14 protein-coding genes are annotated in these 14,549 nt (G+C 40.0%); 9 read left to right on the top strand and 5 right to left on the bottom strand.

What is annotated here, in order from left to right; translation table 11 throughout:
• The first annotated feature begins 8 nt into the window (after positions 1-8).
• From lpxD to JKG64_RS17915, 6 genes are all read left to right on the top strand, one after another.
• The gene (gene lpxD / locus JKG64_RS17940; protein WP_210355640.1) at positions 9-1,040 is read left to right on the top strand and encodes a UDP-3-O-(3-hydroxymyristoyl)glucosamine N-acyltransferase; all 1,032 of its coding nucleotides are present in this window, start codon (positions 9-11) and stop codon (positions 1,038-1,040) included.
• 26 nt (positions 1,041-1,066) lie between these two features.
• Positions 1,067-2,458: a bifunctional UDP-3-O-[3-hydroxymyristoyl] N-acetylglucosamine deacetylase/3-hydroxyacyl-ACP dehydratase gene (locus JKG64_RS17935; RefSeq protein ID WP_210355808.1), complete on the top strand. Its 1,392-nt coding sequence runs from the start codon at positions 1,067-1,069 to the stop codon at positions 2,456-2,458.
• Positions 2,459-2,475: 17 nt separating this feature from the next.
• Entirely contained in the window at positions 2,476-3,270 is a 795-nt protein-coding gene (gene lpxA / locus JKG64_RS17930; protein ID WP_133585763.1) for an acyl-ACP--UDP-N-acetylglucosamine O-acyltransferase, read from the top strand.
• A gap of 16 nt (positions 3,271-3,286) precedes the next feature.
• Positions 3,287-3,907 carry an ABC transporter ATP-binding protein gene (locus tag JKG64_RS17925; protein WP_210355639.1) on the top strand — a complete coding sequence of 207 codons (621 nt, stop codon included), beginning with the start codon at positions 3,287-3,289 and terminating at the stop codon, positions 3,905-3,907.
• An 83-nt stretch (positions 3,908-3,990) separates the two neighbouring features.
• Entirely contained in the window at positions 3,991-4,551 is a 561-nt protein-coding gene (gene efp, locus JKG64_RS17920) for an elongation factor P (RefSeq protein ID WP_210355638.1), read from the top strand.
• An 85-nt stretch (positions 4,552-4,636) separates the two neighbouring features.
• The gene (locus JKG64_RS17915; protein WP_210355637.1) at positions 4,637-5,212 is read left to right on the top strand and encodes a 5-formyltetrahydrofolate cyclo-ligase; all 576 of its coding nucleotides are present in this window, start codon (positions 4,637-4,639) and stop codon (positions 5,210-5,212) included.
• Between the two features lie 48 nt (positions 5,213-5,260).
• On the opposite strand, the gene JKG64_RS17910 is transcribed toward JKG64_RS17915, so the two are convergent.
• The 4 genes from JKG64_RS17910 to JKG64_RS17895 form a co-directional block, all read right to left on the bottom strand.
• Positions 5,261-6,568 carry a sugar MFS transporter gene (locus tag JKG64_RS17910; RefSeq protein WP_246512657.1) on the bottom strand — a complete coding sequence of 436 codons (1,308 nt, stop codon included), beginning with the start codon at positions 6,566-6,568 and terminating at the stop codon, positions 5,261-5,263.
• Positions 6,569-6,832: 264 nt separating this feature from the next.
• A complete protein-coding gene (locus JKG64_RS17905) occupies positions 6,833-7,264 on the bottom strand; it encodes a hotdog fold thioesterase (protein ID WP_210355636.1) in 432 nt (143 codons plus the stop codon).
• 5 nt (positions 7,265-7,269) lie between these two features.
• Positions 7,270-7,788, bottom strand: coding sequence for a DinB family protein (locus JKG64_RS17900; RefSeq protein WP_210355635.1), 519 nt, complete (start codon positions 7,786-7,788; stop codon positions 7,270-7,272).
• Positions 7,769-8,992 (bottom strand): sensor histidine kinase, encoded by a 1,224-nt coding sequence (locus tag JKG64_RS17895; protein WP_210355634.1) that lies wholly within the window; start codon positions 8,990-8,992, stop codon positions 7,769-7,771. The genes JKG64_RS17900 and JKG64_RS17895 overlap by 20 nt, the downstream gene beginning before the upstream one ends.
• A gap of 131 nt (positions 8,993-9,123) precedes the next feature.
• Here JKG64_RS17895 and gltX point away from each other — a divergent pair, with 131 nt between their 5' ends.
• Both gltX and JKG64_RS17885 read left to right on the top strand, forming a co-directional pair.
• Positions 9,124-10,644, top strand: a complete 1,521-nt coding sequence (gene gltX / locus JKG64_RS17890) for a glutamate--tRNA ligase (protein ID WP_210355633.1) — start codon at positions 9,124-9,126, stop codon at positions 10,642-10,644.
• Between the two features lie 31 nt (positions 10,645-10,675).
• Complete coding sequence (locus JKG64_RS17885) at positions 10,676-11,524, top strand: sugar phosphate isomerase/epimerase family protein (RefSeq protein ID WP_210355632.1); 849 nt, start codon at positions 10,676-10,678, stop codon at positions 11,522-11,524.
• Positions 11,525-11,555: 31 nt separating this feature from the next.
• Here the strand turns inward: JKG64_RS17885 and JKG64_RS17880 are convergent, their stop codons facing one another.
• Positions 11,556-12,824, bottom strand: a complete 1,269-nt coding sequence (locus JKG64_RS17880; RefSeq protein WP_210355631.1) for an NAD(P)/FAD-dependent oxidoreductase — start codon at positions 12,822-12,824, stop codon at positions 11,556-11,558.
• A gap of 184 nt (positions 12,825-13,008) precedes the next feature.
• On the opposite strand from JKG64_RS17880, the gene JKG64_RS17875 reads away from it, so the two are divergent.
• The gene (locus tag JKG64_RS17875; RefSeq protein ID WP_210355630.1) at positions 13,009-14,532 is read left to right on the top strand and encodes an HAL/PAL/TAL family ammonia-lyase; all 1,524 of its coding nucleotides are present in this window, start codon (positions 13,009-13,011) and stop codon (positions 14,530-14,532) included.
• Positions 14,533-14,549 lie beyond the last annotated feature (17 nt).

Genomic DNA, 14,549 nt, shown 5'->3' with positions numbered 1-14,549 from the left:
GTAGTTAAATGCAATTTACAGCTGAACAAATAGCAACATTACTAAACGGAACAATAGAGGGGAATCCTAATGTTTCTGTTTCTCAATTGGCAAAAATTGAGGAAGGGTCTGCCGAGACGTTGTCGTTTCTATCTAATCCTAAATACGAACACTTTATATATACGACTAAATCTGCGGTTGTTATCGTCAACCAAAGTTTAGTTTTGCAAAAAGCCGTCAACTGTACCCTAATAAGGGTTAGTGATGCTTATTCTGCATTTTCAGAATTGCTTAAGATCTATCATTCGTTGCGTAATGATCGTTCTGGAAGAGATGAGCAGATATATATCCATGATACTGCACAGATTGGTGAGGGGGAATATATAGGTGCTTTTGCATATGTAGGGCGTGACGTGAAGATTGGAAATAATGTAAAGATATATCCACGTGTTTACATAGGTGATAATGTTACCATTGGAGACGATAGTGTCCTGTTTCCAGGTGTTACTGTTTATTATGATTGTGTAATCGGTGCTAATGTGATTTTACATGCTGGTGTGGTCATCGGTAGTGATGGTTTTGGTTTCGCACCACAACCTGACGGAACTTATGATAAGGTGCCTCAAATCGGTAATGTGATAATTGAAGATAATGTCGAGATAGGATCGAATACCGTGGTAGATAGAGCGACAATGGGATCGACTGTTGTCCGTAAAGGGGTGAAGTTGGATAATTTGATTCAGGTAGCACATAACGTGGATATCGGAGAAAATACTGTTGTAGCGGCTCAAACTGGTATATCGGGTAGTACAAAGGTTGGTAGTAATGTGATTTTGGGTGGACAGGTTGGTGTGGTCGGACATATTACTATTGCCAATGGGACACAGATCCAGGCACAGTCTGGAATTAATAAAAGTATTAAAGAGGAAAATATGAAATGGGGCGGTACTCCATTCGCCCCTTATACCAGTCATCTTCGTTCGCAGGTAGTTTTTGCAAAACTACCTAGCCTAGAAAAACGAATAGCTGAACTGGAACAAAAACTTAAAGACAAACAATAAAACCAATAGCCATAAGTATGGAGGAAATGAACGCGAAGCAACGGACTATTAAATCTGAACTAACTATTTCTGGTGTGGGCTTGCATACTGGTACATCAGTTACCTTGACTATAAAGCCGGCTCCTGAGAATCATTGGTTCAAATTTAGACGTATTGATTTAGATGGACAGCCTGTTATATCTGTTGATGCTGATAATGTAACTGATACATCTCGAGGGACTACAATTTCTGAGAATGGAGCCTCGGTAAGTACAATAGAACATTTAATGGCAGCACTGATTGGTCTTCAGATCGATAATGTTCTGATTGACTTGAATGGACCTGAAGTCCCTATCTTGGATGGAAGTTCGACTATTTTCTTGCAAAAACTAAAAGAGATAGGCTTTGTAGATCAAGATGCTGATCGCGACTTCTATGAAATCAAAGAAAATATACACTATGTAGATGGAGATCGTAAGGTTGAAATTGTAGGTATGCCTTTGGATGGTTATCGATTGACTTGTATGATTGACTTCAATTCTCCTGTCTTAGGTAGTCAACATGCATCTATTAGCCAGATAGAAGAGTTTGAGAAAGAAATATCTTCATCCCGTACGTTTTGTTTTTTGCATGAGTTAGAGGCACTTGTAAATAATAATTTGATAAAAGGTGGCGATTTGTCCAATGCTATCGTTATAGTGGATAAAGAGGTGAGTACCGAAGAATTAGATAAATTGCAGAGTTTGTTTAATAAAAAGGTTACCGTTGCCGACGAAGGGATTTTGGATAATATCCAATTAAGGTATCAGAATGAGCCGGCACGCCACAAATTATTGGATATGATAGGTGATTTGGCATTAGTTGGACGTCCTTTGAAAGGACATATCATGGCTGCAAGGCCAGGGCATGCTGCTAATGTTGCTTTTGCTAAACGGATAAAAAATCAGATTAAGCGTGATAAAGCTAAGAAGAAAATAAACACCTATGATATTCATGCTACACCTGTGTACGACACGGTTCAGATTATGAGTATCTTGCCACATCGTCAGCCTTTTTTGATGATTGATAAGATATTGGAACTTTCTGATACACATGTGGTGGGTTTGAAAAATGTCACTATGAATGAGGACTTGTTCATGGGGCACTTTCCAGGGATGCCTATCTTTCCAGGAGTATTGCGAATAGAAGGAATGGCACAGACTGGCGGGATACTGGTGCTTAACACTGTACCAGATCCAGAAAATTGGTTAACATTGTTCTTAAAAATAGAAAGTGCACGGTTTAAAAATCAAGTCGTCCCTGGTGATACTATTATTTACAGTTGCGAGTTGATGGAGCCTATTCGTCGAGGTATTGCCCGTATGAAGGGAGTGGGGATGGTCGGCGAGAAGATTGTCTGTGAAGCGGAACTAATGGCACAAATTATAAAAGTTAAGTAAGACAATAATTTAAATAAATGATACAACCGTTGTCATATATACATCCTGATGCTAAAATAGCTTCAAATGTAGTCATAGAGCCTTTTAGTACCATCCACAAAGATGTTGTGATCGGTGAAGGTACTTGGATAGGTTCGAATGTTACTATCATGGATGGTGCTCGGATCGGTAAGAATTGTAAGATATTCCCTGGAGCGGTTATTTCCGGAGAACCTCAAGATTTAAAGTTTGAGGGGGAGATTACGACCGCAGAAATTGGCGATAATACAACGATTCGCGAATGTGTTACCATTAATAGGGGAACACGGGACCGGTACAAAACCGTGATAGGAAAAAATTGTTTGATTCAGGCTTACAGTCATATTGCCCATGATTGTATTATTGGAGATAATTGTATCTTCTCTAATTCGAGTACTTTGGCTGGACATATCACTGTTGGAGATTATGTCGTCCTCGCAGGGTTAGTCGCTGTTCATCAATTCTGTCAGATCGGCTCGCATGCCTTTGTTACTGGTGGTACTTTGGTCCGTAAGGATGTGCCTCCATTTATAAAAGCAGCTCGTGAGCCTATTTCGTACGCTGGGGTCAACTCTGTAGGTTTGCGAAGAAGAGGGTATACTTCTGAACAAATTGCAGAGATTCAGAATATATATCGCGTGCTATTCGTTCAGAACAGAAATCTCTCTAAGGCGTTGGATTTGGTCGAGGCTGAGTTTGAAGCGACAGAACTTAGGGACGAAATTTTAGCCTTCGTACGTAACTCTAATCGTGGTGTTGTCCGAGGATTTAATCAAGGTAAAACTGGTGTTTAATTAAACAGATTGATTATTGAATATAACTTTACATAATTTAGGGAGAAGGTTTAACCAAGAATGGATTTTTCGGAATATTGATTATACCTTCTCTTCCAATCAAAAATATGCAATTTTAGGCCCCAATGGTTCAGGCAAGTCGACGTTAATCAAGACGTTGACTGGACAACTCGCGCCTAGCGAGGGTACACTCGATTTTTCTATGGCGAGTGTTGTTATCCCAATCGAGCAGATCTATAGCCATGTTTCTATTGCTGCCCCTTACATCGAGCTTATCGAGGAGTTTACATTAAATGAACTTTTAGATTTTCATTTTAAATTTAAAAGCTACCTCAAGGGGTTCGACCGCGAGGTCGTGATAGATCTATTGGGCTTGAGTAAGTCCCGTAACAAAGAACTCAAGTATTTCTCATCTGGTATGAAACAGCGTGTCAAGTTGGCTTTAGCCTGCTGTAGCGATTCCAACTTGCTCTTTTTGGATGAGCCGACTAGTAATATGGATCTGGAAGGAGAAGCTTGGTACCTTGATCTGGTTCACAAAACCATGTGCTCAGACAGAGTGTTGATTATTGGTTCGAATCAAGAGAAAGAATATGCCTTTTGTGACTCTCTCCTTTCTATCGTAGACTACAAATAAACTGAATTAATCGAATGACAAGGTCTTGTACATGCAAGGCATTTTGTCTAAGTTTGTAGCAGAAAATAAAAACTACAATTCCAATGGCTAAAGCTTCAGAAGTAAAATCAGGAAATATTTTGCGTTTTAACGGCGAACTAGTTGCTGTAGAAGAATATATACACCGTACACCAGGTAACTTACGTGCATTTTATCAAGCTAGAATGCGTAATGTAAAAACTGGTAAGTTGGTAGAATACCGTTTTCGTGTAGACGAGGCTGTGGAAATAGCCCGGGTGGAAACAAATGATTATCAATATCTATACGAAGATGAGGATTTTTTCGTAGTTATGGACAATATCAGCTACGAACAGTTTAATATTCCTAAGTTCTTGTTTGGTGAGTCGGCACGGTTTTTGAAAGAAGGTATGAACGTTATTGTAGCCTTTGAAAGTGAAGAACCGATTATGGCCCAAACGCCAAAGAGTGTAGAGCTAGAGATTACATATACAGAACCTGCAGTAAAAGGAGATACATCTACAAACGCCTTGAAGAAAGCAACAGTAGAAACAGGAGTAGAGATTAACGTTCCTCTTTTTATTAATCAGGGAGATAAAGTGAAAGTTGATACACAAACCGGTGATTATATCGAGCGTGTAAAATAATAAAGATTTTAGGTTTAGGTTGATTATTCGGTCTTGTAAGCGCTCAGCTGCAAGGCCGTTTTTTTATCTTCAAATTAAGGTGCTGATGACCAAGAAAGAACTACGCTTATTGTATAAAAAAAGACGGCTGGCACTTGATGATCTTACCCGGATAGCTTTTGAGGAAGCTCTTTTCGCTACTTTGAAAACGATGGATTGGTCTGGGGTAAACTACATACATGTCTATTTGCCTATACAGCAATTTAAAGAACCCGATACTTTAAGATTTAAAGAATGGCTACAGGATAGGCGACCAGATGTACGGTTTGTTGTATCACGCTCTGACTTTGAAAGCTATGAGATGATTCATTACTTATGGGATGAACAGACTGTTTTTGAAGCCAATAAATGGGGAGTTCTGGAGCCGGTAGGAGGTGTCACGGTCGAGGAGTCTGTACTGGATGTTGTAATTGTCCCCTTGTTGGTGGTAGATATTGTCGGAAATAGGGTCGGATATGGGAAAGGGTTTTACGATCGTTTTCTGGCTCGGTGCAGACCAGATGTTGCTACTGTTGGTCTAAGTTATTATGAGCCGGTAGATTGTATCTCGGATGTAGGTGAGTTTGATATTCCTATTAAAACATGTGTCACGCCCCGGACAATACACCACTTTAGCACATAGAAAAAGCCTCAATATTATTGAGGCTTTTTCTATATCTTTTTAGTGTTATTAGGCTTGTTTTTGACCGATTTTATGTCCCCAACTAGCAAAATATATAATGTATAAATAGGCTGGTACCATGGTGTAGAGAAATGCGTGCTGAAAGTCAATTCCTAAATGATCTTTTAAATATCCATATACCAAAGGCCAAATCGCACCACCTGCAATACCCATAATCATGACGGCAGAAGCTATTTTTGTAAAGTTTCCTAACCCTTTAATTCCAAGAGGGAAGATTGCTGGCCACATTAGTGAGTTAGCTAAGCCCAGTAAGGCTACAAACCAAAATGAAGTCAAGCCTGTGGTCAATACGGAGATAATGGTAAATAATATACCGATAGAAGTACAGATTCGTAAAGCCGCTTGTTGACTAATAAATCTCGGGATAGTCGCAATACCTATTCCATAACCAATTAACATAAACCCTAAGGTGAAAGCAGTCGCATTATCTGTGAAAATCTGTGGAACTGTACCTAGCTCTCTAGCGTAAGTACCTATAATATCTCCTGCCATTACTTCTACTCCGACACAGAAAAATATAGCTAGGGCACCTAAGAATAAGTGTGGGTACTGGAAGATAGATTTTTTAGTTTTTTCTGCTGAATCGGCGGATTCATCTTCTGTATTTACTTCTGGTAGTTTAACAAACTTCAAAATAACAGCAAAGATAAATAGGAAGACTGCTAGTGCAATGTATGGGGTGTGGAGTTGTTGTAATAGTTCGTTCAGGATTGTATTTCGTTCTGCTTCTGTTGTAGCGGCTTCTAATCGAGCTTGAGAAGCATTAGCTCCTTTTAATAATAATGTTCCTAGAACGATAGGAGCGATAATGCCAGCCGTCTTATTGAAAACACCAGCTATTGAAATACGCTGTGCAGCACTTTCTATCGGTCCAATAATGCTTAGGTAAGGGTTTACGGCAGTTTGTAATAAAGCCATTCCTGTACCCTGAACAAATATTGCTGTTAAAAATAAACCATAGCTGCTGTTGTCTGCTGCAGGAATGAACAGTAATGAACCGACTCCCAAGACCACGATGGATGTTACTAAACCATTGTGAAAACCTATTTTTTTAATGATCCAGGAACTTGGTAAAGCCATGAAAAAATAAGCAATATAGGATGCTGTTGTTACTAAGTAGGCCTGTAGATCGGTCTCAAGATTGAATGCTTTTTTAGAAAATGGTATTAAAGAGCCATTTGCCCATGTAATAAAACCAAGGATAAAGAAAAAAGCGCAACAGATTGCCATAGGCAGAAACGCAGTCTTTTGAGGTTGCGCATTATCTAAGGCGCTAGGTTGAGTTGATGAAGACATAATTTAATTAAAATAAAAAAATATATTTTTTGGAAACTAGTATAGAATGCATGACTATCAATCCGGCCTATGGTTTTTAGTTTCTACTACAAGACTAATAAAATTTATTCATTTAAAGAAGAGAAATATCTCAAGCAAACGGTTGCAGTAGTATAAAAAATAGAGAGACTTCGATGGGCGACGTCTCTCTATAAACCTAAACCGTATCATATAACCAATAAATGATGGTATATAGTATAACTACAATTTAAGATTGAAAATGTTTTACATTACTCTTGATTTTTCAATAATAGCGACCGTAAGTCTTGAAATACAGATTAGATTGTCCTTGTCATCGTACATTTTAATATCCCATACGTGTGTGGTCTTACCAATATGTAGCGGAGCGCAAACAGCTCTAAGGAGCCCCTTGGATGCTGACCGGACATGGTTTGCATTGATGTCTAGACCTACGCCGGCATATTTGTCGGTATCAATGATTAGGTTGGAAGCGACGCTGCCTATAGATTCTGCTAATACTACCGAAGCCCCTCCGTGTAATATGCCAAAAGGCTGACGTACATTGTCCGTAATGGGCATTGTGGCTATAATACTGTCATCATGAATTTCGATGGCTTTTACGTCCAACAATTTGGTCATGTATTTATCAAATATAGTATTGACCTCTTCCAGTGTGTATGTTCTAAACCAAATCATGTCTTTTATTCTTGAGTTTTAAGATATCGTTCCTGTAAAATTATGCGATGATGATTTAAATGTCCAGCGACAACATAAATAAAGGCGCGAACACTGATTAGTCGATCGGATGCCATTCCTTTTCGAGCTAGTTCGTGTTCATTGAAGGTGTCGAATAATATCAGGTTTGATTTTCGAACCATAATAAATTCTTCAATAATACTATCGAATGTCCTTTCATTATGTCTGCCATTAGCAACAAATTCATCCTGCTCAAAGGAAGCCAGGGCAGTCATGTCATTTCGGGCGAAGCGTAAAGCGCGATAAGCCATGACGCGTTCGGTGTCGATGATATGGCAGAGTATCTCCTTAACGGTCCATTTTCCCTCGGCATAGGTGTATGTCCCTAGTTCCTCAGGGATTGCTTTTATAAAGTCCGGAAAAGTCTCTAATTGATTTACGAGCTCTTCATGTACGTCGCCAACAATCGTTTCGATATAGTCGTCGTATATGGCCGGATATTCATCAGACTTGAGTAGGTTCATATTTTAAGTTGCTTTTTAGTATTATTCTGAAAGTTGTTCCTTTTCCTATTTCTGATTCTTTAACGAAAATCTGTCCTTTATGATAGCTGACCATACGCATAGTTAGACTCAATCCCAATCCCCATCCTCTTTTTCTGGTGGTGAATCCCGGTTGGAATATCGTTTCGAAATTTGAGCGGGGAATACCTTTTCCCGTATCACTAATGTCTATAAAAATTTCTTCTTTTGCAATATTTTCAGTAATCGATACCTTTATAGTACCCTCTGTACCAATCGCATTTACCGCATTTTTCAAAAGATTTTCTATGATCCAATCAAATAGTGGCACATTTAACATCGCTTCAACATGTCTGTCTCCATCCAGTATAAAGGTGATTTTGTCACTTGTTCGTATTTTGAAGTAGTTCATAAAATCGTTGACGACTAGGTAGACGTTGTGATTGGAAAGCGATGGAGTAGACCCAATTTTTGAAAATCGGTCTGCTACGATTTCCAGTCTTTCTACATCCCGTTCCATTTCGTTGACCACATCATCATTTTCAGCATTGTATTTGAGCCGTATGAGTTCTATCCAGCCCATTAGTGAAGATATAGGAGTCCCTAGTTGATGTGCTGCTTCTTTTGCCATCCCCACCCATACCAGGTTCTGTTCCGATTTCTTGATGGAGTTAAATACGGTGTAGGCTATGACCAGGAAAATGGCAATAAGTGAAAGTTGAATGTAGGGGAATACACGTAGTTGTTGTAGCGCACTGGAGTCCTTGTAATAGACAAACCAAGATTCGCCCGTATCCAAATCTAACATTATGGGGGGGTGCATACCTTTCATCGTGTGGAGTTGCTTCTGAAAGTAGTCGGTGTCATATACCAATCCTTTTTTATGCTCGACTTCGGTCTCTATGTTCGTTTTAGTGCTGTCTAGGTCTCTCCAAAAAATAATATTTCCTTTTGTATCAGTAATAATTGCGGGGAGTGATAGACTATCCCGTACAGCATAGACAAAGCTGATAAATTCGTCATCTACATCGGGCATAGACATAATGCTCCGTGTGCTCATGGCCCATACCTCTGCTTTGGTCCGTTCGGATGTGGATAGATTTTTTACCAGGTAATTGGTGTATAGGAGCGAGGCGATGCCGATCATTGCCGCGAAAAACAGCAACACGATTTTCCAAACCTGTTTATTATACTTGTATGGGTTCATTTTTTAGTGGATCGATATGCAAAATAACGATTTTATTGAAGATTTCTTTTAAAATATAGGAGCTTGCCTTAATTTATAACTTTACAGATTCTATATTACAGGAATCATTCAGAAATAAGTAATTTTGCGGTATGAGTTCGCAGAAAAAAGTTAGAGTGCGCTTCGCACCAAGTCCTACAGGAGGATTACATTTAGGTGGAGTACGCACAGCCTTGTTCAATTATCTGTTTGCAAAACAGCATGACGGAGAATTTATCCTAAGAATTGAAGATACCGATCAGACTCGTTTTGTTCCGGGAGCAGAAGAGTATATTAATGAGTGTCTGTCTTGGTGTGGTATCTTGCCAGACGAGAGTCCTTCCCAGCCTGGCGCTTTTGGCCCTTATCGTCAAAGTGAGCGTAAGCCATCTTATAGACAGTACGCAGAACAATTGGTTGCAGCAGGATATGCTTACTATGCCTTTGATACATCGGAGGAGCTTGATGCGCTCAGACAGGTGGAGCCTAACTTCCGTTATTCCCATGAGAATAGGCTGGGGTTACGTAATTCATTGAATTTGTCGGCCGAAGAGACGCAAGAATTATTAAATGCTAATGCGCCTCATACCATTCGCATTAAAATGCCTGAGGACCATACTGTTTCTTTTGATGATATGATTCGTGGACGGGTTTCATTTGAGACAAAGCTAGTCGATGATAAAGTTTTATTGAAAGCAGATGGCATGCCTACGTATCATTTAGCAGTAGTTGTTGATGATAGGGCAATGGAGATATCACATATATTCAGAGGCGAGGAATGGTTGCCTTCAGCTCCTGTTCATTTATTGCTTTGGGAATATTTAGGCTGGGCTGATCAAATGCCGCAGTGGGCACACCTACCATTGATCTTAAAACCAGATGGCAATGGTAAGTTGAGTAAGCGTGATGGTGATCGGTTAGGATTTCCTGTATACGCAATGAACTGGACCGATGCCAAAACAGGCGATGTAACGAAAGGATTTAGAGAGTTAGGTTTCTTACCAGAGGCTTTTGTCAATATGTTGGGGGTATTGGGCTGGAATGATGGAACGGAGCAAGAAATATTTACATTATCTGAGCTTATTGCCAAGTTCTCTGTCGAGAGAATCAATAAATCAGGAGCTAAGTTCGATTTTGAAAAAGCGAAATGGTTCAACCACGAGTGGATTAAAAACAGTACTGATACTGATCTTTTACCACTTGTAAAGGATAGCCTAACAGAACATGGTGCTACTGCCGTCGAAGATGCTGCTGTTATTAAAGTATTGTCGGTCGTGAAGGAGAGAATGACTTATCTGTCTGATTTCTGGGGACAGGCCTCTTTCTTTTTCCAATCACCAGCGAGTTATGATGTCGATGCGGTCAAGCCTAAGTGGAATGCTGATAAAACTAAATTCTTCGAAGATATTGTGGTGGATTTTGAACCGTTGGATTGGGAAGCTTCAGTTGTAGAATCTTTCTTCAAAGAACGTGTACAAGCTTCAGGAATGAAAATCGGAGAATTGATGATGCCTTTCCGTATTATGTTGGTTGGAGGAAAATTTGGACCAGATGTATTTGTTATCGCCGAACTTCTTGGAAAAAAAGAAGTTATAAAGCGTGTAAAAATTGCACTCGATATATTTAATGGTTAACTTAGATTCTTTAGAATCTAAACCAAATTTTATGAGAAAGATCAATTTATTTATGCTTGTGATTGCGCTGGGGGTACTCTTTTTATCCTTCAGTAGTAGTAAATCATCCAAAGATAGACCAGAGGAACGCCTCGGTTGGAAGCTGGGTGCACAGGCTTATACCTTTCGTTTGTTTTCCTTCGCTGAAGCTTTAGACAAGTTAGATAGCTGTAATCTGGGCTATGTTGAGGCCTATCCGGGACAAACTATCGGTGCAGGTAGTACGGAGAAGATGGGCTATCAGTTATCCTCCGAGGGAAGACGTCTTGTTAAGAAACTTCTTAAAGAAAAAGGAGTTACTTTACACGCTTTCGGTGTGGTAGGAGCGCAGGATGCCGAGGAATGGGATAAGGTTTTTGCTTTTGCAAAAGACATGGGGATACAGGTTATTAATGTAGAGCCATCGGATGCTCATTTGGATATTGTATCCCGTCTTTGTGACAAGTATCAGATTAAGGCGGCATTGCATAATCATCCAGAACCTTCTAAATACTGGAATCCAGAAGTTGTCCTAAAATCTTTAGAGGGCCGGAGCAAACTAATGGGCGCCGCGGCAGATGTAGGGCACTGGATGCGTTCAGGTTTGGATCCGATCGCTTGCCTAAAACAGTTAGAAGGGCATATCTTTCATCTTCATTTTAAAGATTTGAATGAATTTGGAAATAAGAAAGCGCATGATGTGCATTGGGGAACGGGTAAGTTGCCTTTGCAAGGAGTCATCGACGAGTTGAAACGTCAGAAGTTTAAAGGGATGCTTTCTGCCGAATATGAATATAATTGGGAGAATAGTAAAGAAGATGTGTGTGTGAGTGTGGCAAACTTTAGAAAGCTAATAAAGTAAATAAGAAAAGGAGGTTAAAAACCTCCTTTTCTTATTTATACGTTTTTTCAATATTATCAGATAGTTCTTTGTTGTTTTCCAGCATATAGGCTATAGATCTGATGACACGGTTATGTTTCTTGACAAATGGGTTTTCCTCATTCCATACGTATCCAGCCAATACCGCACAGACCTTTTCTTTAACATCTAGATTTTCGGGTCTGTGAAAGAATAATGTTTGCAGATTTCCGGTGTACCACTCTTTGACATAGGTTGTGAATACATCGATGCCCCGTTGCATATACTGTGTAAAATACTTTTCCCAATCGATCTGTTCACCATTGATTTCCCTCCATGCCAGTTTAGCAGCTAGGATGCCTGATTCGGTCGCAAAGCATACGCCGGATGAAAATACCGGATCCAAAAATTCGGAGCTGTTTCCCGTGAGGGCAAAGCCGTCGCCATACATCTTGGTGACCGCCGCGGAGTAGTTTTTTAAGTGTATCGGTTCAAAAAGAAACGCTGTGCCAGCAAATCGTTTGACATAAAAGTCCGAGAGTTGGATGGCATTTTGTAAGGCGAGTGCTGTATCTCCATTTTCTGCCAGTTTCTCAATAAATGCAGTGTCTGCGACTATTCCAAGACTGGTGTTTCCATTGGAGAAGGGAATTACCCAAAGCCAGACTTCAGTGTCTAGCACATCAAACGAAATCTGAGTGCCTTCTATTCCTTCAGGTCTGTTAATATCCTTTACATGGGAGAAGATGGCAGAGTGTGGGTTTAGTTTTGATGGTTTGTCCAAATGGAGTAGTCTCGGCAGTACCCTGCCATAGCCACTAGAGTCAATTACAAACTTGGCATTAATCTGTGATTCATTTCCCTCTTTGTCTACAACGGTGGTGACAGAATTTGGGCCATCAAAAGAAATAGCGGTGACTGTCGTTTCAAAGCTGATGTCGACCCCTTTGTCGATCAGGGTCTGTGCCATGACCATATCAAAGTCTGCTCTCGGGATCTGCCAGGTCCAGTCCCAGCCTTCACCAAATTTTTGACTGAAATCAAAAATACTGATAACCTGCCCGCGTATAAAGCGAGCTCCAGGTTTTTTTTGAAAATTTTGCTTGTCTAGGTTGTCCAAAAGGCCCGCTTCCTCAAAGTGGTCCATGACACGAGGGATGAGGCTCTCTCCGACTACCAACCTCGGAAATTTGCTCTTTTCCACAACTTTGATATTTGCCCCCTGCTTCTGTAGGTATCCTGCGGCCACACAGCCGGAAGGGCCTGCTCCGATAATCAAAATGTCAACTTCGCTTGTATTCATTCTATGAAGAATTCAATTTAAAGCTAAATAAAATCAAATATTTAGCACTCCTCTTTAATCAAGGATTTTATTATAACGGAAATGTATTATTTTTGCAATTAGCTATTGACAAAGGTACTTAATTATCTCGGTGAGAAAAGAAGATAATCTAAAAATTGAAAGTAAAAAAGACCCTATATATTAAATGATTTCTATCCATAAAGATCTTTCATTAGATCAGTTTTCAGACGTATTGTTAAATCAGAAACCGGTAGGCTTGAGCAGCGATACCGTCGAAGTTGTAAAAGAAAGCTTTAGCTTTTTGAAGTCATTTATTAAAGACAAAGTTATTTACGGTGTGAATACAGGTTTTGGTCCGATGGCACAATATCGTATTCAAGACGCTGATCGTATTCAATTACAGTATAATCTGATTCGTAGCCATGCCTCCGGTACAGGCGATTTACTCCCTCCGGATATTGTTAAGGCCGCGATGCTTACCCGCTTATGTAATCTTTCAAAAGGAAAGTCTGGCGTACATATCTCTGTATTGGAGCTGTTGCAGGAATTTATCAACCGCGATATTACTCCTGTCATTTTTGCTCACGGAGGCGTAGGGGCTAGTGGAGATTTGGTACAGTTGGCGCATCTGGCATTGACATTGATTGGCGAAGGAGAGGTGGTATACCAGAATAAGAGAAGACCGACAAAAGAGGTGTTTGAAGCGTTGGGCTTGACACCCATAGCCGTAGAGCTTAGGGAGGGGATATCGTTGATCAATGGTACTTCGGTCATGACCGGTGCTGGGATGGTCAATTATTTCCATGCCAAACAGCTGTTATCCTGGTCGGTAGAGTTGTCTTCTATTATGAACGAGTTGGCGAAAGCACACGATGATCATTATTCTGTGACGCTCAATGAAGTGAAAAAACACCAAGGACAACAGGATATTGCCGCGATGATGCGGCATCATTTAACGGATTCTAAGTTGATTCGTAAGCGTGAAGAAGACCTCTATTCAGGAAATAATCTCGAAGAGATATTTAAAGACAAAGTACAGGAGTATTATTCATTACGCTGTGTTCCCCAAATCTTGGGTCCTGTTTTGGAGACCATAGAGCAGGTGGGACAGGTTTTAGAGAACGAAGTGAATTCCGTAAGTGATAATCCTATCATATCTGTTGAAGACCAAAATGTATACCATGGAGGTAATTTTCATGGAGATTACATCTCTTTGGAAATGGATAAGTTGAAATTGGCGATCACCCGATTGACTATGTTGTCAGAGCGTCAACTGAACTACCTGATGAATTCTAAGATTAATGAAATATTACCCCCATTTGTTAATATGGGTAAGCTTGGGTTTAATTTCGGAATGCAGGGAGCACAATTTACAGCGACTTCTACGACAGCGGAGAATCAAACGCTTTCCAATTCGATGTATGTCCACAGTATACCTAACAATAACGACAATCAAGATATCGTAAGTATGGGTACCAATGCCGCGGTGATTACCCATAAAGTGATTATCAACGCTTATGAAGTATTGGCTATACAGCTGATATCTATTGCTCAGGCTATTGATATTCTTTCTTGTCAGGACTCGGTGTCTACTCGTACGAAAGAGATTTATACGGCTATAAGAGCTATTATCCCAGCTTTTTCGGAGGACAAGCCATTATATATGGCGATTCAATCTGTCAAGGACTACTTAATGAAAAGAGCGTAATAAAAGACAAATTACAT

Origin of the sequence: Sphingobacterium tabacisoli (assembly GCF_017908035.1) — a bacterium.
GTDB classification, from domain to species: Bacteria; Bacteroidota; Bacteroidia; order Sphingobacteriales; family Sphingobacteriaceae; genus Sphingobacterium; species Sphingobacterium tabacisoli.
This window is presented reverse-complemented; position numbering and strand designations above follow the sequence as displayed.